The sequence below is a fragment of the Streptomyces sp. HUAS 31 genome (genome assembly GCF_028198125.1).
Taxonomy (GTDB): domain Bacteria; phylum Actinomycetota; class Actinomycetes; order Streptomycetales; family Streptomycetaceae; genus Streptomyces; species Streptomyces chartreusis.
Genome location: NZ_CP116353.1, coordinates 4,738,916 through 4,762,928, shown reverse-complemented (window position 1 = coordinate 4,762,928; position 24,013 = coordinate 4,738,916). Strand labels below are relative to the sequence as shown.

The window sequence follows — 24,013 nt, the reverse complement described above, 5'->3', positions numbered from 1 at the left end:
CTCTCCCTCAGTGTCCGGTCTTCGGGTTGTACGTCGCCGACTTCACCGGCATCTTGACCGTGACGGTGCCGGACTCGGTGAAGTGGAGCTTCACGGTCACCGTCTCGCCCTGCATCGGCTTTCGCTTCAGCTTCTCGAACATCAGATGGTTGCCGCCGCTCTTGAACACGAGTTGACCGTTCGCGGGGACGGGAAGGTCCTTCGCCTCCTGCATCGAGGAGTCGACGGTCTCGTGGGCGGTCACGTCACCGACGTCGCTGGTCACGGACGTCAACTCGTCCTTCGTACCGCCCTTGTTGGTGACCGTCAGATAGCCGGCCGCCATGGACTCGGAGACGGGCTGCGGCATGTAGGCGCCGCTGACCGACACCTCGGCCGCGGAGTCCTTGCCGTCCCCGGAGCCGCAGCCCGCGAGGACGAGGGCCCCGGCCAGTACCGCGACGGGCGCCACGACACGCCTCACGGCTTCGCTCCCTTGATCAGCTTGGGGAGGTCCTTGGTGTAGTCGTCGACGCTCGCGTCCTCGGTGTAGAGGACGTATCCGGCGTCGGTCTTCGGCGAGAACGCCACGACCTGGGTGCCGTGGGTGGAGACCGTCTTGCCGTTCTTGTCCTTGTGCGGCGCCTCGATGGAGATGCCGAGGCTGCGGGCGCCGGCCTGGATGGTGTCGAAGGAACCGGTCAGGCCGACGACCTGCGAGTCGATGCCCTTGAGCCACTTGCCGAGCGCGGCGGCGGTGTCGCGCTCCGGGTCGGTGGTGACGAACACGACGTTCAGCTCGTCCTGCTCGGCCTTGGGCAGCTGCTTCTTGGCGACGGCGATGTTGTTCATCGTCAGCGGGCAGACGTCGGGGCAGTTGGTGTAGCCGAAGTAGATCAGCGTCGGCTTGCCCTGGGTCTCCTTGCGGAGGTCGTACTTCTTGCCGTTCGTGTCGGTGAGCACCAGGTCAGGCTTCTCGAACGGCTTGTCGAGCACGATGGCCGCCTTGTCCGAGCCGGGTTCCTCGGAGACCACGGTCACGGGCGAGGCGTCGTCGTCACCGTTGCCGCAGGCGGTCAGGGTCAGGGTCGCGGCGGCGAGCAGGGCGGCCGCGGCGAAGGTCTTCTTACGCATGCCAGGTCTTCTTACGCATAGAAAAATGTCCTAGTTGTTCAAGTCGGCCCGTGGGCGGGGGTTCCGGCGCGCACCAGGGGTGTCCGGTGCGCGCCGTGAACCCGGAAGGGCCGTCAGGCGTCGGTGCGCCGACGGCCGGCGAGCACGCCGTACGCCACGCCCAGCGCGCCGACGACGATGCCGACGACACCCAGGACGCGGGCGGTGGTGTCACTGCTGTCGGCGGGCTCGGCGGCCTCGGTCTTCGCGGCGGCGGCCTCGGCGTCGTCGGAGTCGGCGGCCTTGTCGGCGGAGGCGGAGCCGTGGTGGCCCTCCTCGGCGGCGGACAGCGCGAGCACCGGAGCCGGGTTCTCGGGCTCCTCCTGGCCCTCCTGCGGGACCTCGATCCAGCGCACGACCTCCTTGTTGGAGTACGTCTGGATCGCCTTGAAGGCGAGTTCGTCGGTGTCCTCGGGGAGCTGGCCGATGGAGACCGGGAACTTCTGGAAGTAGCCCGGCTCGACGCCCTTGCCGTCGGCGGTCCAGGTGATCTTGGAGACCGCCTCGGAGATCTTCTCGCCGTGCAACTCGATCGGCTTGTCGAGCTTGGACTTGGTGACCTCGATCTTCCAGCCGTCCATGGCTTCCGGCATCGCGGAGGCCAGCGGGTGGTCGGTCGGGAAGCTGACCTCGAGCTTGGTGGTCGAGGCGTTGTCGCGTTCGTTGGGCACCTTGAAGTCGACGACCGCGTAACCGCCCTTTGCGGCGGTGCCCTCGGGCTGCACGCTGACGTGGGCGAAGGCGGGCACGGACAGGGCGAGAACGGCCGTGCCGGCGAGGGCGCCTGCGGCGGCGATACGAGAGGCCTTCATGCGATGCACTCCACTGTGAGTGAGATTCGGGTTCCGGTGGTCAAGAGGAGTACGCGCGCGTGGTGGTGCCCGATCAGCGGGAAAGCCGGGAAGTCCGGCGACGGGAGATCCCTGGACCGGGAACTCGCGCACGCACGCGTGCCGCACGACGGCGGCCTCTGGAGCCCACGGAAGTGAAAGCACACTCCAGAGAAGCGGAGTGAGCCCACGGAGGTGGAGCGAAGGTCGCGTCGTGTCAGGCGGCGAGGGCGAGCACGTCGGCCGGCGGGCCGCGCCTGATCACCGTGTGCTGGAGAGCGGCGGTGCGTGGCGCACGGCGCGCGGGGGACTCGGTGCGCAGGAAGCGCGGGCCCGCCTCGGGTGCGCCCGGGAGCCCGGCACGCAGGGCGCGCACCAGAGCGAGCGCCCCGCGCAGGGAACGTACGAAAGCCCCCTCGGCGACCGAGTGCGCCGACAGCGCGGACATCTCGACTATCCGCAGCAGGGCCAGGTCCCCGCGCCGCAGCAGCCATCCGGCGACGACCGCCGCGAGTACGTGGCCGAGCACCATCGGAAGGGACGGCAGCAGGGAGGTGCTGAGGCCGGTGCCACCGGCCGCGGACATGCCGTCCGCCGACGGGTGCGAGGCATGCGCCCCCGTGGCCGGGCCGATCCGCGCGTCGGTGAGGATGCGCTGGGCCTGGGCCGGGCTGATGGCCGCCGCGGCGGTGCCGCACACGAGCCGCGCGGCCCGCGCGACGAGCGCGGCGTCGGCCATGGAGCCGGACCCGGAGGCCGCGGACGGCGCGCTCACCGTCACATGCTGGCCCAGCCCGAACAGCGTGTGCAGCACGGTCTGGCCGACCGCGAGCAGCGCCGCGATGCCGGGCAGCGAGCGCTCGCGCCCCGCGAACGGCAGGGCCACGACCAGGACTCCGAGGAACCCGGCGCCCAGCGTCCACATCGGAATCGTGGCGCAGGAGCCGAGCACGTGCCCGACCCCGGCCAGCACGACGCAGACCGCGGCGAACACCGCGGCCCGCAGGACCCGGAGATCACTTCCGGACCGCGCCGTGCGCGCGTGGGGGGCAGTCATGGCGGGCTCATCATCGCACTGGCCTTATGACCGCCATACGGCAGGTCCGCAAGATGAGGTACGGGCGGTTGGGGATGAACGAGAAGTACGGGGTATACGGGCCCATAGAAACCGGAAGATCGCCTTCTGGTGTGGGCCGCCACCACATACACCGATTCCGGCGTGGGCGCATCGACCATATGGGCGGCATCACGTCAAGGATGTGCTTACAGCCGGGCACTCGCGGCAATACGTAACGGTATGTCGAGCCGCGGCCAGGAGGCTGGAGCATGAGCATCTGGTGGTCACTCCATCTGCGCCGTGAAGCCGCGAGCGTTCCCCTCGCCCGGCGCCTGCTGCTCGGCACCATGGAGACGGCGGGCGTGGACCCCGACATCTCGTACGACCTCTCCGTCGCTCTCAGCGAGGCCTGCGCGAACGCCGTCGAACACGGCGGTGGTGTCACGACCGACGGCTCGCCGCAGGCGTACCGCGTCACGGCCTACCTGGACGGCGAGAAGTGCCACATCGAGGTCACCGACTCGGGCCCCGGTTTCACCGCGCCCCTTCGCGCCCCGCGCCCGGCGTCCTTCGACGCCGAGGACGGCAGGGGCCTGTGCCTCATCAACGAGCTCGCCGACCACGTCCAGATCGGCAACAAGCCGGACCGGGGCGGCGCGGTGGTGAGCTTCGACAAGATCCTCAAGTGGCGCAAGGACGCTCCGCTGATGGCGGTGTAGCACCGGCGCAGCGGCCCGGCGGCCCCTGCTTCCTCGGCTCTCACAGCCGTCGCACAGCGCCGCCCCACGCCCTTGACGGGTGGCGTCCCTAACTTCCTGGCCATGACGGGAAACCACAAGGACAGGTCGATCACCCGGCGCCGCGCCCTCGCGGTGACCGGGGGCACGGTCGCGGCGGGCGGGCTCGCGGTCGCCGGTTACCAGGCGGCCTTCGCCGACACCGCCACGACCACCGCCGAAGAGGCGACGACGGCCTCCGCGAGCGCCTCGGAGAGCTCCGGCTGCATGACGCTGATGGCGAGCGTCACCGAGGGCCCGTACTACCTCGACGGCGCCCTGGTGCGGAAGGACATCACCGAGGGCAAGAGCGGCGTCCCGCTGATGCTGCGGCTCACCGTCGTCGACGCCACCGACGGCTGCACCCCGGTCAAGGGTGCCGCCGTCGAGATCTGGCACTGCGACGCCTGGGGCTACTACTCCGGCTACACCACGGCCAACCCCGGCGGCTCCGCGCCCGCCGAGAGCGAGGACGGCTCGACCGCCGACGACGACACGTATCTGCGGGGCTATCAGATCGCGGGCGCCAACGGGGCCGTCAAGTTCGAGACGATCTTCCCTGGTTGGTACACCCCGCGCACCTGCCACATCCACCTCAAGGTGCACACCGGCGGTCAGAAGGAGGACGGCACCTACGAGGGCGGCAAGGTCAACCACACCGGCCAGCTGTTCTTCGACGACACGATCGCCGAGGAGATCTTCACGCTGGAGCCGTACTCGAAGCACTCCGGCAGCTACACCACCCTCGACGACGACATGGTCTACGACGGCGGCGGCGCCTCCAGCGGTCTGCTGACCCTTGAGGCCGTGCACAAGAAGGACCCGTCCAAGGGCTACAAGGGCTTCCTGACCGTCGCCGTCGACCCCGACGCCGAGAACACCGGCGCGGGCAGCGGCGGCGGTGGCGGGACGCCGCCCGGCGACGCTCCGAGCGGCGCGCCCAGCGGCAGCCCGTCGGCCTCGGCGTCCTCCTAGGGGGTACGGCCATGAGCAGCCGCGAGGACGAGGCGCTGGCGCAGGCGGCCGTGACCGCGCTGACCGGACAGCTGGCCCTGGCTCCCAAGCCGGGCCTGCCCGACCCCCGTGACCTCGACGCCCGCGAAAGCCGCATGGACCACGGCATGCTGCGCTGGTCGGCCAGGGCGCTCGCGCCGGGCCTCGCCGCGATGGCCGCGGCCGCCCGGCGCACCGGCGAGCCGACCCCCGGGCTCCGCACCGAACTGGGCGCCATCGGCAGGTGCACCGAGCACTCGGTGCACCTCGCGGGCGGCGGTCACCGGGGCGCGCTGTGGGCGCTCGGCCTGCTGGTCGCCGCGGCCGCGCTCGACCCCCGGGCCGGGGCACGGGACGTCGCCGCGACCGCCAAGCGCATCGCCGCGCACACCGACAGGAGCGCACCGCGCAGGCCCTCCCGGGGCTCCTCGGTGTCCGCGAAGTACGGCGCCGCCGGGGCCCGGGGCGAGGCACGGGCCGGATTCCCGCACGTACGGCGGGCGTTGGACACCCTCACCGCGGCCCGCGCGTCCGGTGCCACCGAGGCACAGGCCCGCCTGGACGCCCTGCTCACGGTGATGTCCACCCTCCAGGACACCGAACTCCTCTACACGGCGGGCCCCATGGGGCTGCGCCACGTCCAGGCGGGCGCCCGCACGGTCCTGGAGTCGGGCGGCACCGCGACCGAGACGGGCGCGCAGGCCCTGGCATCGCTCGACGCCGACCTGCACGCACGCGCGTGGAGCCCGAGGGGCAGCGCGGGCCTATTGGCAGGCGCGCTCTTCCTGGACTCGATACCGGTACTGGTCCCAGCCGCCTAGCGTCAACGCCTCAAGGGGCGCGGGGAACTGCGCGACAAACCCCCACGACCCGCAGACCGCAACGATGGCCGGACACCCCTCCGGTATCCGGCCATCAATCGACGTCAGCCCTTCAAGGAGGCCATCCAGCTCTCGACCTCACCGGACCGCCGAGGCAGCGCAGCGCTGAGGTTCCGGTTGCCGTCCCCGGTCACCAGGATGTCGTCCTCGATCCGCACCCCGATGCCCCGGTACTCCTGCGGCACCGTCAGGTCGTCGGCCTGGAAGTACAGCCCCGGTTCGACGGTCAGCACCATGCCGGCCTCAAGCGTGCCGTCGACGTAGGACTCCACGCGCGCGGCGGCGCAGTCGTGGACGTCCATGCCGAGCATGTGCCCGGTGCCGTGCAGCGTCCAGCGCCGCTGGAGCCCGAGCTCCAGCACCCGCTCCACCGGCCCCTCGACGAGCCCCCACTCGACCAGCTTCTCGGCGAGCACGCGCTGCGAGGCGTCGTGGAAGTCCCGGTACTTCGCGCCCGGCTGCACGGCCGCGATGCCGGCCTCCTGGGCCTCGTACACGGCGTCGTAGATCTTCTTCTGGATCTCGCTGAAGCGGCCGTTGATCGGCAGCGTGCGCGTGACGTCGGCGGTGTAGTACGTGTGCGTCTCGACGCCCGCGTCGAGCAGCAGCAGGTCACCGGAGCGCACGGGCCCGTCGTTGCGCACCCAGTGCAGCGTGCACGCGTGCGGGCCGGCGGCGCAGATGGAGCCGTAGCCGACGTCGTTGCCCTCGACGCGCGCGCGGAGGAAGAAGGTGCCCTCGATGTAGCGCTCGGAGGTCGCCTCGGCCTTGTCGAGGACCTTCACGACGTCCTCGAAGCCGCGGACCGTGGAGTCGACGGCCTTCTGGAGCTCGCCGATCTCGAACTCGTCCTTGACCAGCCGCGCCTCGGAGAGAAAGACGCGCAGCTCGGCGTCCCGCTCGGCGGTGACCTTGTCGGTCAGCGCGGCCTCGATGCCGGCGTCGTAGCCACGCACGACCCGGACCGGGCCGGTGGCCTCGCGCAGGCTGTCGGCGAGCTCGCGCACGTCGGAGGCCGGGATGCCGTACAGCCTCTCCGCCTCGGTCAGCGAGTGCCGGCGGCCGACCCACAGCTCGCCCTGGCCGGAGAGCCAGAACTCGCCGTTCTCCCGGTCGGAGCGGGGCAGGAGGTAGATCGTCGCCTCGTGGCCGTCCGCGACGGGCTCCAGGACGAGCACGCCGTCCTCGGTCTGGTTCCCGGTGAGGTACGCGTACTCGACCGACGCGCGGAAGGCGTACTCGGTGTCGTTCGAGCGCGTCTTCAGGTTGCCCGCGGGGATCACCAGGCGCTCGCCCGTGAACCGTGCCGACAGCGCGGCGCGGCGGGCGGCGGTCTCGGCGGCCTGGGCGATCGGCTCCAGGTCATGGAGCTCCGTGTCGGCCCAGCCGGACTTCATGTTCTCGGCGAGCTCGTCGGACACGCCCGGGTACAGGCCGTTCTTGCGCTGCTTGATCGGCTCCTCAGACTCAGTCTCCGGGCCCGCTGCGGTAGCAGCAATGGACTCATCCGGGGTGAGCTCGTCGGCCACGGTCATCCTCCTCGATACGGCACTGGACCCCATCCATCGTACGGTCGTACGGGACGGAGCCCAGGGTCGCGGGACGGCACGCCCGCCGGTGTTATGGCGCGGACCACATGCCTGTTATGGCTGACCACGCCCCTGCCACGGCCGGACGGCCGCTGCGCACAGGGGCCGCTACTCGAAGCGGGCGGCGAGCAGGACGACGTCCTCGTCGCTGTCCGCCAGGTCCGCCCCGTCCGGCAGGACGGTCCGCAGGACGTGATCGACCACGGCGTCCGGATCGTGCCGGATCGCCCGTGGCACCCCGGCCGCCGCCGCGTGCAGCCGCGCGAAGGCACGGTCGGTGGCGTCGCCGGTGCGGTGCAGCAGCCCGTCCGTGTACAGCAGAACCGTCTCTCCGGCTTCGGCGGCGATCTCCACGCTCGGCGCCTCCCAGCACGCCAGCATGCCCAGCGGGGCGGAGACGGAGGTCTCCACGAACTCCGTGCGCCGGTCGCCGATCAGCAGCGGCGGGGTGTGCCCGGCGCCGGCGAGAGTGATCTTGCGCAGGGCGGGCTCGCAGTAGGCGAACAGCGCGGTGGCGGAGCGGGCCGGCTCGGTGAGCCGCAGCAGCAGCTCCAGGTCGGACAGGACCGCGACCGGGTCCTCGCCCTCCATCACGGCGTACGCCCGCAGGCTGGCCCTGAGCCGGCCCATCGCGGCGACCGCGCTGGGCCCCGACCCGGTGACCGAGCCGACCGCGAGGCCGAGCGCGGCGTCCGGCAGCGGCAGCGCGTCGTACCAGTCGCCGCCCCCGCGCGGGCCGGTGCGGTGCCGGACGGCGAGCTGGACGCCGGACATCCGCGGCAGCCGGGAGGGCAGCAGTTCCTCGGCCATGGTCCGCATGCACGCGCGCGTGCGCTCGACTTCGAGGAGCCGGGCCAGGTGCTCGGTGGCGTAGCGGGTGTACAGGCCGATGAGGTGGCGCTGGCGCTCGGACGGTTCGGCGGGCTCGTCGTACAGCCAGACCGCGGCGCCGAGACGTCCGGCGCCGTCCGTGGACAGCGGCAGGGCGTAGCTGGCGGCGAAGCCGAGGCGGGCCGCCACCTCGCGGTGCCGGGGATCGAGGCCGTCCTCGGAGAGCAGGTCGGGCTGGGCGATCTCGCCGTCCCCGCCGGGCAGCCCGTCGAGGATCCTGCCGTACGACATCGCGCTGCGCGGCACCGTCTCGATGTGCCCGAGGTCGGCGCGGGCGAGGCCGAGGCCGATGGTCGTGTCGGGGCCCAGTCCGTCCGCGGGCTCCAGGACGACGAGCCCGCGCCGGGCGCCGACGAGGGCGGAGCCGGCACGCAGCAGCTCCTCCAGGGCGTCGGCGAGGGTGGCCGTGCGGGCCAGGCGTTCGGTCAGTTCGTGGAGCGTCGTGAGGTCCGAGACCCAGCCGGCGAGGCGGTCCTGGAGCAGGGCGCCGGGTGCGCTCGGCGGGGTGACGGCCGAGGCCCCCGAGGTCGCGGGCGCGGGCGCGACAGTGTGTGCGGGCGACGGAACCGTCGAATCGATTCCGGCCACTTTCGGAGGGTGAGGAGCGTTCATGGCGTCCGGCTTTCCGACCGGTGCGTATTGCTCAAAAGCATCGCAAACCCCCATGTCATTCTGCACCGCTAGCAGTGTCTCCACATGTACACGCACTCGTTAGGGGATGTCCAGCATTGTCCTGCTGGGATTCCTGGTGTCCGGGGGTAACGAGAGCACTCCTCGTAGACCTCTTGCGCAAAGGCAAAGTTGGCTTAAAACTGCCTCAGGGAACGGGGTATTGCGGTCGACTGGTTTCGCTCAGCGGAGCGTCACAGCGGTCGTGATGGGTACGTACTCGGTGAAGGCCAGGGGTGGTTGACGACCACCCGGAACCTGGTGACGGACCCGGGCGTCTTAGCCACTGACGATCGTGCCCCATCCTCCCGTGGCGGAGGCGAAGAGAAATATGCGCGACGGCAAAACGCCAGACTTCGCCACCCCACGCCACGCCCATGCTTTTGGTAGACGCAGTATGGACGAGGCCGCCGCGGAAGCAGCCAACGCTCGGCCCATAGGGGTTTCCCTTGCTCGCGGCAAGGGTGTGATGCGCCAACAGGTACGCACAGTGAAGTGATCGACACATGGTGTGATGTGGTCCACGGTGTTGCCAGCGGTGCAACGGAAAGGAACGAGCGCTCATGCGCGAGATCCTCGGAAGGCGACGCAGGCTCCTGCGCGGTGACGGGAAGTCTGAGCTGATCAGCGCGGCCCTGACCTTCGCGACAGAATGGCAGTGGCCCGTACTCCCGGGAGTGACGACGCACCCGCAGGGACATTCCCGCTGCGGCTGCCCCGACCCCGACTGCACGGTCCCCGGTGCCCACCCCTTCGACCCCGGTCTCCTCGCGGCGACCACCGACGCGCGCATGGTGCGCTGGTGGTGGGGCAACCGCCCCGCGGCGCCGATCATCCTCGCCACCGGCGGCCAGGCGCCCTGCGCGGTCAGCCTCCCCGCGTTGCCGGCCGCGCACGCACTGACCGCACTCGACCACATGGGCATGCGCCTCGGCCCGGTCGTCGCCTCGCCCGCCCGCTGGGCGATCCTGGTCAAGCCGTACTCCATGGAGCAGCTGGGCGAACTGCTCTACGCCAAGGACTTCGTCCCCGGCTCACTGCGCTTCCACGGCGAGGGCGGCTATCTCGCACTGCCCCCCTCCGAGACGGGTCAGGGCCCGATCAGCTGGCAGCGCGCCCCGCTGCCCGGCTCGGCCTCCCCGTGGGTGCCCGATGTGGAGGCCGTCGTCGACGCCGTGGTCGAGGCCCTCACTCGTACGGGTGTGAGCGCCCCCGAGTTGTAGGGGTGTCCGGCGCGCGCGGAACGGCGCACGCGCGCGCGGTCGTTATCTTCCGGATATGCCGCGTCATTCCAGGGGAAAAAGGGCACCGTCGTCGCATCGCCGCGGGCCGAACCAGCGAAGAGTCCGACTGATCGCCCTCGCGTCCGTCGCGGCGGCCACGATCGCGCTGCCGCTCGCCTGGGCCGCCGCCGGTCAGGTCGTCGAGGCGGGCCGCGCCGCCGTGGGCGCGCCCGACCGCGACGCCGTACGGTCCTCCCCGCCCGTCCCGAAGGACGGCACCGGACATCCGACCCCGAACGGCGACGCCAAAGCACCCACGGCCACGCCCACCGACTCCCCGGTACTGCTCGACCTCGGCCTCTCGACCGCCGTGCGCTGCGGTCCCGAACTCACCTCGCCCGAGGGCGTCGAGGCGCAGACCTGTGTCCTCACCCAGGGCGAGGACACCTGGGCGCGCACCTACTTCCGCAACGCGACCGGCGGTGCCCTGGACTCCGTACTGAGCCTCATGGGGCCCGGGGGGCGCACGATGCAGATGCGCTGCGAGGTGAGCGCCGAGGACGAACCGGGGACCTGCGAGACACCACGGCAGCGCACACGCGCGGGACTGGACGCCTACACGGCGGTCACGGAATTCGCCGAGCGGGCCGGTGGAGGGGCGCTGCTTCTTCGTTCCGCGAGCAACTCCGCACCCGGCAAATCCGGGGCGCCCACGGACGGTTGACGGTCGGCGTCATTCCGTAAAGGGCCGCGGACATGGAAAGACCCGGTTGCTGGCGACGGGGGATGCACCAGCAACCGGGCTAATGGAACGGTAACAAGAGATCGGCGGTTCGCAAATTCGATCCGGGCTTTCAAGTCACGGATTCCCTTGCTCCGCAGGGGAGTTGTGATCCGATTCACCCCTCCGGCGTGGCCCGGTCCGGCTGAACGGCCGTTCAGCCGGACCCGATCTTCGCCACCCGTGTCAGCTGAGCGTGACCTGCCGGTTGGTCAGGCCGCCCCGCGCGCGACGCTCGTCCGGCGTGAGCGGCGCGTCCGTGGCCAGGGCCGCGGCGAGGCGCTCGGCGAACTCGGCCGCAGGCTTCTCCACGTCCTCGGCGCCGACGCCGCTCGGCAGGTCCCAGACCGGCACGGTCAGGCCGTGAGCACGGAAGGAACCCACCAGCCGGGTGCCCTCGCCGAGGCTCGACCGGCCCGCCGCGTGCAGCCGTGCGAGGGCGTCCAGAAGCTGCTCCTCGGGGTGCGGCATGACCCAGCGCAGGTGGTTCTTGTCCGGCGTCTCGCACCAGTAGGCGGCGTCCACACCGGTCAGCTTCACGGTCGGGATGGCCGCGGCGTTCGCCCGCTCCAGGGAGGCAGCCACCTCCGGAGTGGCGTTCTCCGCGTCCGGGACCCAGAACTCGAAGCCCGAGTGCACAACTGGCTCGAACGCGCCTTCGGGGTCGAGCAGATCCTGGAGCCGGGGACCGTCGGCGGGGGCGCGGCGGCCCTGGACCGGGGTGCCGGGCTTGGCGGCGAGGGCCTGCTGGAGGGTGTCGGCGAGGTCGCGGCTGATGTCGCCCGACGCCGTGTCGTTCTGAAGGCCCAGCAGTACCGAGCCGTCGTCGCGGCGCAGGGCCGGCCAGGCCATCGGCAGCACCGTGGCCAGCGTGACGGACGGGACGCCCTCCGGCAGGCCGCCCTTGAGGGGAAGCTCCGCGGTGGCGGCCGGCACCAGCTCGCGCAGGGCCACCCAGTCGCACTCGCCGGGGAGTCCCTCGAAGGGGCGCTGCACCAGCTCGGTCACCGCGTGCGCGGCGGCCCGGCCGTGACAGGCCTTGTAACGCCGGCCGCTGCCGCAGGGGCAGGGCTCGCGCGCGCCGACCACCGGGATCTCTGCGTCGCTGAGCTGCGGGCGCTTGGCCTTGGTCTGGACTCGCTTCTTGGCCATCGTGGGTGTCTCCCGGTTACGGCTCGTCTGGTACGGGCGCGAGCCTAGCCGTTCACGCCATGGCCGACGGGAGGCTGTGGACAACGCAGCGGGTCGTGCCGGGAGTCTGTGGACAAACCGCCGTCGCCGTGCGCGGGGAGCGGGCCGGTTCGGACCCGTCGTCAGCCGCGTTCGTCGAAGGCGTCCGCGAAGCCGAGGCCGGGTATCGCGTGTACCGACGGGGCCGCGACGCGCGTAGCGAAGTCGTCCCGGCGGTGCCCGGCATCTGGATCATGAACGTCGTCGTGGACCACCACCCAGACCGTGACCTCGCCCCGGGCGTCGTCCCTGACGCCCCAGTCGTCGGCGAGGGCGGTGATGATGTTCAGCCCGCGGCCGCCATGTGCGGTGACCGAGGGCGTGGCCGGAGCAGGGCGGGTGGGTCCGCCGCCGTCCGTCACCTCCACCGTGAGCCTGCCGCCGGAGTCCACACGCCATGCGGCCAGGACGTCGCCGTCCCCGGACAGCGCGTCACCGAGCGGTCGGCCGTGCTTGCACGCGTTGCTCAAGAGTTCGGAAAGAATAAGTACGGCATCGTCGATGACCGATTCCGCGACCCCGCCCGTGCGCAGCTGCTTGCGCATCCGGTGTCGCGCTTCCCCCACGCCCGCAGGACCATGGGGTACGGCCATGCTCGACGACGTGGGCACCTCCTGTGCCACCACCAACGCCACCCCCGAGACCTCCTTTGCCCCACGCCACGGTGTGGATGCCCCATTGGCCTGTACCGGAAACCGGCCAATCGACGTCCGGCGACGCATTCAGAACGATCGAATACGGAACGAACGCGCCGGAGCACTCCCTGTAATCGGGATGGCTGGAATTCTTCGGTGTGGCTTGGAGTGGAGGATGGGGTTGGAGGGGTGGCGGGGTCAAGAGGTTGTACAGGGATTGAAGGGGATATAGGGGTTTCCCGGTGCCGTGACCCCGTTCCGCGTGTCCGCGCGGGTCAGCGGCCGAGCTGACGCAGCACCGCGCGGGGACGGTTGGTGATGATGGCGTCGACCCCGAGCTCGACGCAGAGGTCGACGTCCTCGGGCTCGTTCACGGTCCATACGTGCACCTGGTGGCCGGCCTGCTTCAGGCGCTCCACATAGGCCGGGTGACTGCGCACGATGCGGATCGAGGGGCCGGCGATGTCGACCCCCGCGGGCAGCCGCCCGTCGCGCAGCCTCGGCGAGACGAACTGCATCAGGGAGACCGTCGGCAGGTTCGGGGACGCGGCACGCACGCGATGCAGCGAGCGCGCCGAGAAGCTCATGATCCGTACCGGGGACTCGGCGGCCGAGGCGGGTGAGTCGAGGCCGAAACGCTTCAGCAGAAGCAGCAGCCGCTCCTCGACCTGCCCCGCCCACCGGGTCGGATGCTTGGTCTCGATCGCCATCTCCACGCGCCGGCCCGCGTCGGCGACGAGCTCCAGCAGCCGCTCCAGGGTCAGCACGGAGGTGTCCTCGGGGTCCTCGGGCCGGACCTCCCAGTCGGGCTCCTCGGCCCGGTTCTTCCACGAGTCCCGGTTCTTGCGCGAGCCGAAGTCGAGGGCGGCGAGCTCGGCGAGCTCCAGCGCCGAGACCGCGCCGCGGCCGTTGGACGTACGGTTGACGCGGCGGTCGTGCACACAGACGAGATGGCCGTCCGCGGTGAGGCGTACGTCGCACTCGAGGGCGTCCGCACCGTCCTCGATCGCCTTCTTGTACGCGGCCAGGGTGTGCTCGGGAGCGTCCTCGGAGGCTCCGCGATGGGCGACGACTTGGATCTGGTGCTGCCGTGCGTGGGTCACCGCGTCATGGTGCCACCGCACCGGGGTAGTCGTGCGACCGGAGCAGTTTCCGGAGCGCTGGGATTGCGACCGTTTCGTCGCTGATGACCTATATAAAGAGTGGCCGCGGACGCACAGGCACCGCTTATGGTGCTCTGACGGCCCGTGGGAAAAGCTGACCACATACAAAAGGCATGCACAGCTGAAGCGCACCGGCCATGAACAAGCGTGAACGGGCGTGATCGAGTGCGACCGACAACACCAGCCGTGGATCTATAGGAGAGAAGCTGTGAGCACCGAGAACGAGGGCGCCGCGGTCCCCCCGGCCCCGTCCGCACCCCCCGTGCCGGCGGATGCTCCTGCTGCTCCGGCATCCCAGGAGCACCCGGCTCCGCGCGCCGACGCCGAGCCCACGGCTCCGCTCCCGCCCGTGCCGAACACCGCCCCGGCGAGCTCGAACGGCACACAGCCGTACGGCCCGGATCCGTACCGTCCGGATCCGTACGCCGCGCAGGCCGCCGCCGACGGGGCGCAGCCGCCCGCCGACGGGTCTCAGCCGCCGGCCGCACACCCGCATGCCTCCCAGGGCTCGGCGCCCGACGCCTCCTGGCCGCCTCCGCCGCCGCCCGGCACGTCGCCGTACGGTGACGGCGGTGCCGGTGGGGCGGCCGGTGCCGGTGGTGCCGGTGGGGGCCCCGGCTGGGGTGCCGCCTACCAGCAGCCGGCGCCGAAGCGCGGGCGCGGCGGTCTGCTCGCCGCGGTCCTCATCGCCGCGCTGGTCGCGGGCGGTCTGGGCGGCGGCCTCGGCTACACCCTGGCCAAGAACGACGACAACACCTCCTCGACCACCGTCTCCGCCTCCGACAGCGGCGGCTCGGTCAAGCGCGACCCGGGCACCGTCGCGGGCGTGGCCGCAAAGGCGTTGCCCAGCACCGTCACCATCCAGGCCGAGAGCAGCGCCGGCGAGGGCGGCACCGGCACCGGCTTCGTCTTCGACACCGAGGGCCACATCGTCACCAACAACCACGTGGTGGCCGACGCGGTCGACGGCGGCAAGCTCACGGCGACGTTCCCGAACGGCAAGAGGTACGACGCCGAGGTCGTCGGCCACGCCCAGGGCTACGACGTGGCCGTCATCAAGCTCAAGAGCGCCCCGTCGGACCTCAAGCCGCTCACGCTCGGCGACTCCGACAAGGTCGCCGTCGGTGACTCGACGATCGCCATCGGCGCGCCCTTCGGCCTGTCCAACACGGTCACCACGGGCATCATCAGCGCCAAGAACCGCCCGGTGGCCTCCAGCGACGGCACCGGCAGCAACGCCTCCTATATGAGCGCCCTCCAGACGGACGCCTCGATCAACCCCGGCAACTCCGGCGGCCCGCTGCTGGACGCGCAGGGCAACGTCATCGGCATCAACTCCGCCATCCAGTCCGCCGCCAACGGCATGGGCGGCACCAGCCAGTCCGGCTCGATCGGCCTCGGCTTCGCCATCCCGATCAACCAGGCCAAGTACGTGGCCCAGCAGCTGATCAAGACCGGCAAGCCGGTGTACGCCAAGATCGGCGCCTCCGTCTCCCTGGAGGACACCGGCAACGGTGCCAAGATCACCGAGCAGGGCGCCAGCGGCTCGGACGCGGTCGAGGCGGGCGGCCCCGCCGCCAAGGCCGGCCTCAAGCCGGGCGACGTCATCACCAAGCTCGACGACTCGGTGATCGACTCGGGCCCCACCCTGATCGGCGAGATCTGGACCCACCAGCCCGGCGACAAGGTCACGATCACGTACGAGCGTGGCGGCAAGACGCACACCGTCGAACTGACCTTGGGTTCGCGCACGGGCGACAGCTGACGGGACGGGCACGCGCGCGTGAGCTGACGGGACGGGCACGCGCGCGTGAGCTGACGGGACGGCTACGCGCGCGTGGGCCGGCGTTGGACAAGAGCCGCGCCCACGCCGCTGGGTCTGTCCATGCCGGGCCGCGCCGGCGTACGCGCTGACCATGTCCATGCACTCCTATGGACTATCGTGCGTTCTCGACCTGGACCGTTCGCTAATGGGAAGCAGTGCGCGAACGGGAGACGGAAGAGGGGGCGGTCTCGCGGTGTCCGATCTTGGGCGGCTCGTCGCCGACCGGTACCTGCTGGTGGAGCGGGTGGGCAGCGGCGGCATGGGCACCGTGTGGCGGGCCGAGGACCGGCTGCTGGGCCGTCATGTCGCCCTGAAGAAGCTGCACATCCCACCGCACCTCCAGGACGACGAGGTGCGGACGCTCTACGAGCGCACCCGCCGGGAGGCGCGCAGCGCCGCCCGGATCGCCCACCCCAACGTGATCGTGGTGCACGACGTGCTCGACGACGAGGGCCTGCCGTGCATCGTCATGGAGTACATACCCTCACTCACCCTCAGCGACGTCCTGAAGCAGCGCGGCCCCCTGCCGCCCGCCGAGGCCGCCCGGATCGGCCGCGCCATGGCCTCCGCCCTGCGCGCCGCCCATGACGCCGGGGTCCTGCACCGGGACGTCAAACCCGGGAACGTCCTCCTCGGCGACGGTGGACGGATCGTCCTCACCGACTTCGGCATCGCCATGGAGTCCGGTACGTCGTCCCTGACGAAGCCCGGCGAACTGATCGGCTCCATCCGCTACCTGGCCCCCGAACGCCTCAGGGGCGCGCACCCCGAGACGGGCCCCGCGAGCGATCTCTGGGCCCTCGGCGCGACCCTGTACCAGGCGGTCGAGGGACGTGACCCCTTCCGCCGGGCCACCGCGATCGAAACCGCGTACGCCATCGCCACCGACCCCTACGCCCCCCCGCGCAGCGCCGGTGAACTGGCCCCGGTGATCGAGGGTCTGCTGGTCAAGGAGCCGGGGCGGCGGATGGATGTGCACGAGGTCGAGCGGCGCTTGGCGGACGTGACCGACGGGCGGGTGAGCGGCGTCGATTCGACTGGGGGACGGGAGTCGACTGGGTGGCGGGAGGCGGCCGGGTGGCAGGACGGGGCGGGGCCGCGGGACGGATCGGGGCGGCGGGACGGATCGGGGCGGCGGGACGAGGCCGATGATCCGACGCTCCGTGAGCGCACTCGCACTCGCACTCACACCGAGCCGGCGCAGCACACGACAGACGGCGCAGACTCTGCATCCACCGATCGACCGGAGAGAGCCGGTGGGTCGTCGGGCAGGGCAAACCGTCGTCGTACCGTGCTGTGGTCGGTCCTGGCGATGACGCTCGTCGCGTGTCTGGCGGGCGGAACCCTGTGGTGGCTGAAGGGCAAGGACGCCTTGGGTTCCTCCGCTCACGGCTCCGGCGCCGACAGGCCCACTTCGTCGGCGAGCGCGCCGAGTTCGGGCCCCACCACGCCGCCGCCGGTGCCCAGCGGCTACCACCTGGAGGACGCGGGCAGCGGCCTGTCCGTGCCCGTACCGGACGGCTGGGAGTCCAAGACACTGCCCGGCGGCGAGCTCGCGTACGTCGACCCGACCGGCCTGGTGGGGCTCCGGGTCAACGTCGTCGAGTTCGCGGGCACCGATCCCGTCCAGCACTGGCGGGAGACGGAGGAGGAGCAGACCCGTCGCGACAACCCCGGCTACGAGCGGGTGCGGATGGCGTCGACGACCTTCCGCGGCCGGCCCGCCGGGTACTGGGAGTTCACCTTCGACGGCACGGCCCGCAAGTTCCGGGCGGCGGAACTGGCCTTCGCGAGCGACGACGGCACGCAGTACGTGATCTACCTGTCCGCGCCGAACGCACGGTGGCACGAGTACCGGCCGGTCTTCGAGAACGCGACGAACGGCGCCCGCGTGAACACCGACAAGCCCTGACCCGGCACCTGGCCCCGCTTCCGCAAGCCTGCCCCGCCCTTCCCGCGACCCCGCCCACCGCACCCACACGGACCACGCACCCCGCGCACCGCGCAAGGCCGGTACTCTGTACCCGCTCCGCCCCCGGCGGGCGGGAGCGCAGGTGGGTTGCCCGAGCGGCCTAAGGGAACGGTCTTGAAAACCGTCGTGGCAGCGATGTCACCGTGGGTTCAAATCCCACACCCACCGCGCAGCTGAGCGGCCCCTGACCAGGCGATATGGTCGGGGGCCGTTTCGTTGAGCGCTGCCTGTCCGCAACCATGGTTCCCTGCGATTCCCGCCCGTTCGGGCACGCAGAGGGGGACGCTGGGTCACCCTTCACCCTGGCCTGGTGCCGTGAGATCCACCCATACCCAAGGCTTGAAGTGCCAGGTACGCACTTCGCCCATGACGAGGTCAACGGTCGCCCCCACAGGAGGCAGCTCCCCGGGGCATCCCGTCCGCCCGACCCTGCGTGCGGCTATGGCAGACGGGATGGCTGCTGCGCCCGCAAGAGCCGCAGCTGACCGATCTCCGCCGCGTTCTTCATCAGCTCGGCGTTCACCCAGCCGATCATGTGGGCGACGGTGTGCTGCGGGTCCGTCGGCCACGGGAACGGCGCGGTGGCGGTGAGGTCGGCCGGGTCGAGGCCGTCCAGGGCCGTCAGCCAGTCCGTGCGGAGGTCGCGGAGCCAGGCGATCGCCGCCTCTCCGTCGCCGGGCCAGGTGACGTCGGTGCGCTCCCGGGGAGGCCGGCCCTGGAGATGGTCGGTGGTCACGGTCCACCACCACCCGATGTGCCAGCTCAGCCAGGCGATGGTCGGCACCGGCACGGGGTCCGGCTCGGTCTCCGCCCAGTCCGGCACCCAGGTGCCGTCCGCGGACGGGCGTACCGTCCAGCAGAACGGCCCCGGCTCCCACAGGAAGTCGTCGGGCCGGAGCCGTTCGAGGTGGTACTCGAACAGCGCCCAGGTCAGATCGAACTGCCAGCGCAGAAAGTCACGTTGGGAATCGGTCACCGGCCGACCCTGGCATACGGACCGGAGGCAGTGGCAAGCCGTTTTTCCCGCCGAGCCGGCCTCTCCCGTGTAGTAGGCGCTAGAGCTCGTAGTCCCGCGCCAGACCCTCCCAATCGACCTCCCGCAACGCCTCCTCCGCGTCGCAGCCCGACGGCACGCGCGTGGTCGGCTGGAACCAGATGATCGTCAGGATCGAGCGATGCAGGACCGGGTCGTGGGCGGGGTCGAGGGCCGTGGAGTGGAAGGCGCCCACGCACGCCACCTGCGGCAGCACCTCGACCGGGCCGAACGCGCCGGCGTACTGGTCGGGATACTCGCGCGGCGGCGGCACGAGGTGCACCGGAGCCGACGGACGGTCGCGTTCCGCGGCGCTGACGAGGCCCTTGATCTTCATCTCGTTGAGCGGCTTGCACGGGTAGCCCTCAAGGACGCCGCCGTACGTCGAGGAGAGCCGCAGCTCCGAGAGGTCGAGCGAGCGGCCGGACGTGAGGACGACCCTGGTCAGCGACATGGTCGGCACTCTAGGGCGGTGGTGCATCGAGCTCCCGTGAATTTCAGGGCCGGTCAGTCGCCCGACTCGGTGGAGGTCGGCGGCCTCACGCCGTCAGGGCGGTCGTTCGTGTGTGCCGGTCGGATCGATCGGTCTGTGGTGTCCGTTGTGCCGGTCGGGTCGATCGGTCTGTGGTGTCCGTTGTGCCGGTCGGGTCGATCGGTCCGTGGTGTCCGTCAGGGCCGATGCCCCGTCATCCGTGCCGCCGACGCGATCGTCGCGCGGGCCTCGCGTTCGGTCAGGCCCGTATTGAGGGCCGCCTCGACGAGCGGATCGACGAGCGCGGGCCCGATGCCGTCCTCGTAGGCGCGGCAGGCCGCCCAGAACAGGCGGGTGTTGCGCTGCCCCTCGTGCGCGGCGAGCACGAACTGGACGAGGCCCTGGCCGTGACCGTCGGCCGACGGGGGCGCGGGGTGGTGTGTGCGGGGCGGGGGAAGCAGCAGGCGCAGGAGGGCGCGCGGGCAGCGCGCGGGGACGATGTGGGCGGTGCCGGGAGCCGTGCTGTAGACGCCGTGGTCGGTGCGGGAGCCGGGGCCGACGAGGTAGCCGCCGGCGCCCCGGATGTCGATGCCCGGCGCGAGGCGGCCCGCCGAGTTCGGGACGACGACCTCGGGCGGCCCGGTCAGCCACAGGTGACGGCCGCCGCTCGGGGTCAGCACGACCACCGTGGGCGGAATCGTGAACAGATGACGCAGCGCCAGTTCGCGCAGGGCGGCGGAGGAGTCCGTACCGGATTTGGTGTCGAGGTCGATGCCGATCAGATGGTGCGGGGGCAGCCCGCAGGCGATGCCGTAGCCGGTCGCCCAGGGGGCGGCGGCGAAGAGTTCGCGGATGCGGACGGGGTCGGTGGAGGCGTCGTAGACGCCGTGTCCGAAGCGGCCGCACTCGCCGTGGCAGGGCGCGGGGTCGGGGTCGTCGCGGTGGGGGGATCGCAGTGCCGGGAGCTTCGTCCGGGACAGCGGAATGACGGCCAGACCGCGCTCGGCGGCTGACAGTGCGTGTGCGAGGGCCAGCGTCGTGGCCTGCCGGTCTGTGGTGGCCATGCCTCCATGTTCGTACGGATGTTCGAAAAAGGAAAGGGGGATTGGCTGCGACCCGCCGACGACTCGCCCGTGGGCGGAGATTGGCCGGAAGCGAGCCGGAACCTTTCACCCCTTGTGCCGCTTGAGGGGTACCTGTCCGCACTGCCCCGGAGTGGGGGTTGAGAGTGATGAAGGGGGTTTATCGACTTGTCATCACGCTTGAGGGCGAATCAGGGCTTCCGGGGTGGTTCGCCGGGGATTCGGTGGGCAACTCTGATCTCGCGACGTCGTGAACGACTCCGGGGCGGTCGGCCAACTGCCTTGGGGAAAGCCGTACTTAATGCACCACCAATGCGTCCGGCGGGGAGCCTGGGCGCACCTGTTCTGGAGGAACAACATGGCAAGCATCCGTACTGCCCGCGTCATCGCAGCCGTCTCCGCCCTTCCGCTCGCGGTCGCCCTGTTCTCCGGCGTCGCGACGGCGGACAACGGCGCCATCGCGGACAACGGATCCAGCGCGGCTGTCACGAACGCCGCTCAGGGCCTCATCGGCAGCGGGGTCGGCGGCGACAACTGGGGCACCTCGTCCACCACCCAGCAGCAGGCGACCGGCTCCGGTGCCTCGAACCAGAGCAACACCGCCCAGGTCAACGGCTCGGCCTTCACGTCCGTCAACCAGGGCAACGACAACACGTCGGTCAACTTCACCCCGCTCTGGTGGTGAGCTGAGAGGGCCCGATGCCCCGGTGCTCAGGCATCGGCCCTCTAGGAACTGTGGGTGTGCTGTGGGGTGCAAGGCGTCTGCGCGGCGGTACTTCGGTACCGCCGCGCAGGCGTTTTCGCGTGTGGGGTGCTCGCGGCCTCGGTGTTGCTTCCGGGTGCTGCCGCTCGGGTGCTCGCCATCGGCCTTGACAGCTCAACTCATCTGACGGACAGTCAGAAATCTTGGTGGGCAGGGTGAAAGTTCTCCGGAACTCGTGGGAACCGGATCGGCACTCGCGGTGTACCAGAAGTGTCAGTGCGATGCGCCGTGGGGCGATGGGGACGAGGGGACGACGGTGGGATACGGGCCGGGGGTGAGCCACGAGGTGGCGACGGACGACGAGCTCGACACGCGGCTGAAGGCATACGAGGGCCGGCCCGCCGCGGTGGCGCGTCCGGGCAAGGATCCTGTGAACGCGGCCATGATCCGGCACTGGTGCGAGGCGATGGGCGACACCAACCCGGCGTACTCGGGCCCCGACGCCATAGCGCCGCCCACCATGCTCCAGGCGTGGACCATGAGCGGCCTCACCGGCCAGCCGGGCCGCGCCCACGCCTATGACGAACTGCTCGGCCTGCTCGACGAGGCGGGCTGCACGTCGGTGGTCGCGACCGACTGCGAGCAGGAGTATCTACGGCCCCTGCGCCCGGGGGACGAGATCACCTTCGACTCGGTCATCGAGTCGGTGTCGGAGAGGAAGACCACCAAGCTCGGCACCGGCTACTTCGTCACGACCCGCACGGACATCCACGTCGGCCCCGACCTCGCGGGCACCCACCGCTTCCGCATCCTCAAGTACGCACCCGCACGCCGGGAGGCGGGGCAGCCACGGCCGGACAGTGACCGCCGGCCCCGGTCGGCGAGCGACCGTGAGGCACAGCCGGACAGTGACCGCAGGCAGCGGCCCACTCGCCCCCGGCCCGTCGTCAACCGGGACAACGCCGGCTTCTGGGAAGGCGTCCGGCAGCGCAGGCTGCTCATCCAGCGCTGCACCGCCTGCGGCACGCTCCGCCACCCCTGGCTGCCCGGCTGCTACGCCTGCGGGGGTCCGGACTGGGACACGGTCGAGGCGTGCGGCGAGGGGACGGTCTATTCGTACGTCGTGATGCACCACCCCCCGTTCCCGGCCTTCGACCCTCCCTACGCGGTCGGCCTGATCGAGCTGTCCGAGGGCGTGCGGATGATCGGCAACGTGCTGGGGGTGCCGTACGACAAGGTGCGGATCGGGATGGCGGTGCGGCTCGAATTCCATCAGTGCGACGAGGAGTTGGTGCTGCCGGTCTGGCGTGCCCGGGACGCCGAGGAGGCCGTCGCATGAGCGGTGACGGGCGGAGGAAGGCGAAGGGAAGCCGGATCAGGGCCGGTGACGCACTGGCGCCGCTGGAGATCCCGATCACCCGCACCCTGATCGTCGCCGGGGCCATCGCCTCCCGCGACTACCAGGACGTGCATCACGACACGGAGTTGGCCCACCGGAAGGGCTCCCCCGACATCTTCATGAACATCCTGACGACCAACGGCCTGGTCGGCCGCTACATCACCGACCACTTCGGACCGACGGCCGTCCTGCGCAAGGTGGCCATACGACTGGGGGCACCCAACTACCCGGGAGACACCATGGTGTTGACGGGCAGCGTCGAGGAGGTCGACGGCGACACGGCGACGGTACGGGTGGTCGGGGCCAACGGCATCGGCAAGCACGTGACCGGCACGGTGACGGTGACCGTGCCGGCCGGAGAGCCGTCCGTCATCGCGTCCGCGGAGGGGCAGGCATGAGCGTGCGCGAGCGGGACGCCCTGGGCGGCCGGGCGGCGATCGTCGGTGTCGGGGCCACCGAGTTCTCCAAGGACTCCGGGCGCAGCGAACTCCGGCTGGCCGTGGAGGCGGTGCGGGCCGCGCTGGACGACGCGGGTCTGACACCCGGGGACGTGGACGGGCTGGTGACGTTCACGATGGACACCAGCCCGGAGATCACCGTGGCGCAGGCGTGCGGGATGGGGGAGCTGTCCTTCTTCTCCCGTATCCACTACGGCGGCGGCGCGGCCTGCGCGACCGTCCAGCAGGCGGCGCTGGCGGTGGCGACCGGTGTCGCGGAGGTGGTGGTCTGCTACCGGGCCTTCAACGAGCGGTCGGGCCGCAGGTTCGGCTCGGGCGTGCAGCACCGGGAGCCCTCGGCGGAGGGCGCGGCGCTCGGCTGGTCGCTGCCGTTCGGGCTGCTCACCCCGGCCTCCTGGGTGGCGATGGCGGCGCAGCGCTATCTGCACACCTATGGGCTGACGCCGGACGCGTTCGGGCATGTGGCGGTGGTGGACCGCAAGTACGCGGCGACCAACCCGGCCGCGTACTTCCACGGCAGACCCATCACCCTCGCCGACCACGCGGCCTCGCGCTGGATCGTCGAGCCGCTGCGGCTGCTGGACTGCTGCCAGGAGACGGACGGCGGACAGGCGATCGTCGTCACGTCCGTCGAGCGGGCCCGGGACCTGCCGCACGCACCGGTCGTGATAGCCGCCGCGGCCCAGGGTGCGGGCCGCGGGCAGGAGCAGATGACGAGCTTCTACCGGGACGACCTGACCGGCCTGCCGGAGATGGCCGTGGTGGCGCGGCAGCTGTGGCGGACGGCGGGGCTGGGGCCCGGGGAGATCGACGTGGGAATCCTGTACGACCACTTCACCCCGTTCGTGCTGATGCAGTTGGAGGAGTTCGGGTTCTGCGGAAAGGGCGAGGCCCCGGGCTTCGTGGCCGAGGAGCGGCTGCCGCTCAACACTCACGGGGGCCAGCTCGGGGAGGCGTATCTGCACGGTATGAACGGCATCGCGGAGGGGGTGAGGCAGGTGCGGGGTACGTCCGTGAACCAGATATCGGGGGCCGAGCGGGTGCTGGTGACGGCCGGGACAGGGGTGCCGACATCGGGGCTGGTGCTTGCTGCCGACGGGTGACCCTCAGGGGTAATCCCGCAGTAGGCGTCCTTCCCTCGTCCACCTTCAGGAGGTGGAGTCAGCCCCACCCCTACAACCTGAGGCGGACGTGGCTTC

23 protein-coding genes and 1 tRNA gene are annotated in these 24,013 nt (G+C 71.1%); 12 read left to right on the top strand and 12 right to left on the bottom strand.

Going from position 1 to position 24,013, the window contains the following annotated elements:
* Positions 1-7 precede the first annotated feature (7 nt).
* The 4 genes from PGH47_RS21095 to PGH47_RS21080 form a co-directional block, all read right to left on the bottom strand.
* Complete coding sequence (locus tag PGH47_RS21095; RefSeq protein ID WP_271664728.1) at positions 8-463, bottom strand: copper chaperone PCu(A)C; 456 nt, start codon at positions 461-463, stop codon at positions 8-10.
* Entirely contained in the window at positions 460-1,113 is a 654-nt protein-coding gene (locus PGH47_RS21090; RefSeq protein ID WP_271664727.1) for an SCO family protein, read from the bottom strand. The genes PGH47_RS21095 and PGH47_RS21090 overlap by 4 nt, the downstream gene beginning before the upstream one ends.
* Before the next feature lie 113 nt (positions 1,114-1,226).
* Complete coding sequence (locus PGH47_RS21085; RefSeq protein ID WP_271664726.1) at positions 1,227-1,964, bottom strand: YcnI family copper-binding membrane protein; 738 nt, start codon at positions 1,962-1,964, stop codon at positions 1,227-1,229.
* Between the two features lie 235 nt (positions 1,965-2,199).
* Positions 2,200-3,039 (bottom strand): hypothetical protein, encoded by an 840-nt coding sequence (locus PGH47_RS21080; RefSeq protein ID WP_271664725.1) that lies wholly within the window; start codon positions 3,037-3,039, stop codon positions 2,200-2,202.
* Positions 3,040-3,308: 269 nt separating this feature from the next.
* On the opposite strand from PGH47_RS21080, the gene PGH47_RS21075 reads away from it, so the two are divergent.
* The 3 genes from PGH47_RS21075 to PGH47_RS21065 all read left to right on the top strand — a co-directional run bounded on the left by PGH47_RS21075 (position 3,309) and on the right by PGH47_RS21065 (position 5,629).
* Positions 3,309-3,758 (top strand): ATP-binding protein, encoded by a 450-nt coding sequence (locus PGH47_RS21075; protein ID WP_271664724.1) that lies wholly within the window; start codon positions 3,309-3,311, stop codon positions 3,756-3,758.
* Between the two features lie 102 nt (positions 3,759-3,860).
* Complete coding sequence (locus tag PGH47_RS21070; protein WP_271664723.1) at positions 3,861-4,790, top strand: intradiol ring-cleavage dioxygenase; 930 nt, start codon at positions 3,861-3,863, stop codon at positions 4,788-4,790.
* Positions 4,791-4,801: 11 nt separating this feature from the next.
* Positions 4,802-5,629, top strand: a complete 828-nt coding sequence (locus PGH47_RS21065) for a triphosphoribosyl-dephospho-CoA synthase (RefSeq protein WP_271664722.1) — start codon at positions 4,802-4,804, stop codon at positions 5,627-5,629.
* A gap of 104 nt (positions 5,630-5,733) precedes the next feature.
* On the opposite strand, the gene PGH47_RS21060 is transcribed toward PGH47_RS21065, so the two are convergent.
* Complete coding sequence (locus PGH47_RS21060; RefSeq protein WP_271664721.1) at positions 5,734-7,218, bottom strand: aminopeptidase P family protein; 1,485 nt, start codon at positions 7,216-7,218, stop codon at positions 5,734-5,736.
* 168 nt (positions 7,219-7,386) lie between these two features.
* Positions 7,387-8,835 carry a PP2C family protein-serine/threonine phosphatase gene (locus tag PGH47_RS21055; RefSeq protein ID WP_376050967.1) on the bottom strand — a complete coding sequence of 483 codons (1,449 nt, stop codon included), beginning with the start codon at positions 8,833-8,835 and terminating at the stop codon, positions 7,387-7,389.
* 566 nt (positions 8,836-9,401) lie between these two features.
* Here PGH47_RS21055 and PGH47_RS21050 point away from each other — a divergent pair.
* Both PGH47_RS21050 and PGH47_RS21045 read left to right on the top strand, forming a co-directional pair.
* Entirely contained in the window at positions 9,402-10,061 is a 660-nt protein-coding gene (locus tag PGH47_RS21050) for a bifunctional DNA primase/polymerase (protein ID WP_271664719.1), read from the top strand.
* 55 nt (positions 10,062-10,116) lie between these two features.
* A complete protein-coding gene (locus PGH47_RS21045) occupies positions 10,117-10,785 on the top strand; it encodes a hypothetical protein (protein ID WP_271664718.1) in 669 nt (222 codons plus the stop codon).
* A 243-nt stretch (positions 10,786-11,028) separates the two neighbouring features.
* Here PGH47_RS21045 and PGH47_RS21040 read toward each other — a convergent pair whose 3' ends face one another.
* The 3 genes from PGH47_RS21040 to PGH47_RS21030 form a co-directional block, all read right to left on the bottom strand.
* The gene (locus tag PGH47_RS21040; RefSeq protein ID WP_271664717.1) at positions 11,029-11,994 is read right to left on the bottom strand and encodes a DUF5926 family protein; all 966 of its coding nucleotides are present in this window, start codon (positions 11,992-11,994) and stop codon (positions 11,029-11,031) included.
* Between the two features lie 161 nt (positions 11,995-12,155).
* Positions 12,156-12,794, bottom strand: coding sequence for an ATP-binding protein (locus tag PGH47_RS21035; RefSeq protein WP_271664716.1), 639 nt, complete (start codon positions 12,792-12,794; stop codon positions 12,156-12,158).
* Positions 12,795-12,982: 188 nt separating this feature from the next.
* On the bottom strand, positions 12,983-13,810 hold the full coding sequence (locus tag PGH47_RS21030) for a glycerophosphodiester phosphodiesterase (protein WP_271664715.1): 828 nt from the start codon (positions 13,808-13,810) through the stop codon (positions 12,983-12,985).
* A gap of 268 nt (positions 13,811-14,078) precedes the next feature.
* On the opposite strand from PGH47_RS21030, the gene PGH47_RS21025 reads away from it, so the two are divergent.
* The 3 genes from PGH47_RS21025 to PGH47_RS21015 all read left to right on the top strand — a co-directional run bounded on the left by PGH47_RS21025 (position 14,079) and on the right by PGH47_RS21015 (position 17,835).
* Positions 14,079-15,635: a S1C family serine protease gene (locus tag PGH47_RS21025; protein WP_271664714.1), complete on the top strand. Its 1,557-nt coding sequence runs from the start codon at positions 14,079-14,081 to the stop codon at positions 15,633-15,635.
* 253 nt (positions 15,636-15,888) lie between these two features.
* Positions 15,889-17,607: a serine/threonine-protein kinase gene (locus tag PGH47_RS21020; protein ID WP_271664713.1), complete on the top strand. Its 1,719-nt coding sequence runs from the start codon at positions 15,889-15,891 to the stop codon at positions 17,605-17,607.
* Positions 17,608-17,748: 141 nt separating this feature from the next.
* A tRNA-Ser gene (locus PGH47_RS21015) sits at positions 17,749-17,835 on the top strand.
* A 271-nt stretch (positions 17,836-18,106) separates the two neighbouring features.
* Here the strand turns inward: PGH47_RS21015 and PGH47_RS21010 are convergent.
* The 3 genes from PGH47_RS21010 to PGH47_RS21000 form a co-directional block, all read right to left on the bottom strand.
* On the bottom strand, positions 18,107-18,643 hold the full coding sequence (locus PGH47_RS21010) for a DinB family protein (protein ID WP_271664712.1): 537 nt from the start codon (positions 18,641-18,643) through the stop codon (positions 18,107-18,109).
* 79 nt (positions 18,644-18,722) lie between these two features.
* Positions 18,723-19,154, bottom strand: a complete 432-nt coding sequence (locus tag PGH47_RS21005; protein ID WP_271664711.1) for a hypothetical protein — start codon at positions 19,152-19,154, stop codon at positions 18,723-18,725.
* A 215-nt stretch (positions 19,155-19,369) separates the two neighbouring features.
* Positions 19,370-20,236 carry a bifunctional DNA primase/polymerase gene (locus tag PGH47_RS21000; RefSeq protein ID WP_271664710.1) on the bottom strand — a complete coding sequence of 289 codons (867 nt, stop codon included), beginning with the start codon at positions 20,234-20,236 and terminating at the stop codon, positions 19,370-19,372.
* Positions 20,237-20,612: 376 nt separating this feature from the next.
* Here PGH47_RS21000 and PGH47_RS20995 point away from each other — a divergent pair, with 376 nt between their 5' ends.
* The 4 genes from PGH47_RS20995 to PGH47_RS20980 all read left to right on the top strand — a co-directional run bounded on the left by PGH47_RS20995 (position 20,613) and on the right by PGH47_RS20980 (position 23,917).
* The gene (locus PGH47_RS20995) at positions 20,613-20,939 is read left to right on the top strand and encodes a hypothetical protein (RefSeq protein WP_030967116.1); all 327 of its coding nucleotides are present in this window, start codon (positions 20,613-20,615) and stop codon (positions 20,937-20,939) included.
* A 352-nt stretch (positions 20,940-21,291) separates the two neighbouring features.
* The gene (locus tag PGH47_RS20990) at positions 21,292-22,296 is read left to right on the top strand and encodes a bifunctional MaoC family dehydratase N-terminal/OB-fold nucleic acid binding domain-containing protein (RefSeq protein ID WP_443048511.1); all 1,005 of its coding nucleotides are present in this window, start codon (positions 21,292-21,294) and stop codon (positions 22,294-22,296) included.
* Between the two features lie 35 nt (positions 22,297-22,331).
* Entirely contained in the window at positions 22,332-22,754 is a 423-nt protein-coding gene (locus PGH47_RS20985) for a MaoC/PaaZ C-terminal domain-containing protein (RefSeq protein ID WP_271668110.1), read from the top strand.
* Entirely contained in the window at positions 22,751-23,917 is a 1,167-nt protein-coding gene (locus PGH47_RS20980) for a lipid-transfer protein (RefSeq protein WP_271664709.1), read from the top strand. Before PGH47_RS20985 ends, PGH47_RS20980 begins: the two co-directional genes overlap by 4 nt.
* Positions 23,918-24,013: the final 96 nt, after the last annotated feature.

Excerpts from the sequence above, each read along its gene's own strand:
- PGH47_RS21090 (WP_271664727.1), bottom strand. The coding sequence starts at position 1,113 with ATGCGTAAGAAGACCTTCGCCGCGGCCGCCCTGCTCGCCGCCGCGACC.
- PGH47_RS21085 (WP_271664726.1), bottom strand. The coding sequence starts at position 1,964 with ATGAAGGCCTCTCGTATCGCCGCCGCAGGCGCCCTCGCCGGCACGGCC.
- PGH47_RS21080 (WP_271664725.1), bottom strand. The coding sequence starts at position 3,039 with ATGACTGCCCCCCACGCGCGCACGGCGCGGTCCGGAAGTGATCTCCGG.
- PGH47_RS21075 (WP_271664724.1), top strand. The coding sequence starts at position 3,309 with ATGAGCATCTGGTGGTCACTCCATCTGCGCCGTGAAGCCGCGAGCGTT.
- PGH47_RS21070 (WP_271664723.1), top strand. The coding sequence starts at position 3,861 with ATGACGGGAAACCACAAGGACAGGTCGATCACCCGGCGCCGCGCCCTC.
- PGH47_RS21065 (WP_271664722.1), top strand. The coding sequence starts at position 4,802 with ATGAGCAGCCGCGAGGACGAGGCGCTGGCGCAGGCGGCCGTGACCGCG.
- PGH47_RS21055 (WP_376050967.1), bottom strand. The coding sequence starts at position 8,835 with ATGGGGGTTTGCGATGCTTTTGAGCAATACGCACCGGTCGGAAAGCCG.
- PGH47_RS21050 (WP_271664719.1), top strand. The coding sequence starts at position 9,402 with ATGCGCGAGATCCTCGGAAGGCGACGCAGGCTCCTGCGCGGTGACGGG.
- PGH47_RS21045 (WP_271664718.1), top strand. The coding sequence starts at position 10,117 with ATGCCGCGTCATTCCAGGGGAAAAAGGGCACCGTCGTCGCATCGCCGC.
- PGH47_RS21040 (WP_271664717.1), bottom strand. The coding sequence starts at position 11,994 with ATGGCCAAGAAGCGAGTCCAGACCAAGGCCAAGCGCCCGCAGCTCAGC.
- PGH47_RS21035 (WP_271664716.1), bottom strand. The coding sequence starts at position 12,794 with ATGCGTCGCCGGACGTCGATTGGCCGGTTTCCGGTACAGGCCAATGGG.
- PGH47_RS21005 (WP_271664711.1), bottom strand. The coding sequence starts at position 19,154 with ATGTCGCTGACCAGGGTCGTCCTCACGTCCGGCCGCTCGCTCGACCTC.
- PGH47_RS21000 (WP_271664710.1), bottom strand. The coding sequence starts at position 20,236 with ATGGCCACCACAGACCGGCAGGCCACGACGCTGGCCCTCGCACACGCA.
- PGH47_RS20995 (WP_030967116.1), top strand. The coding sequence starts at position 20,613 with ATGGCAAGCATCCGTACTGCCCGCGTCATCGCAGCCGTCTCCGCCCTT.
- PGH47_RS20980 (WP_271664709.1), top strand. The coding sequence starts at position 22,751 with ATGAGCGTGCGCGAGCGGGACGCCCTGGGCGGCCGGGCGGCGATCGTC.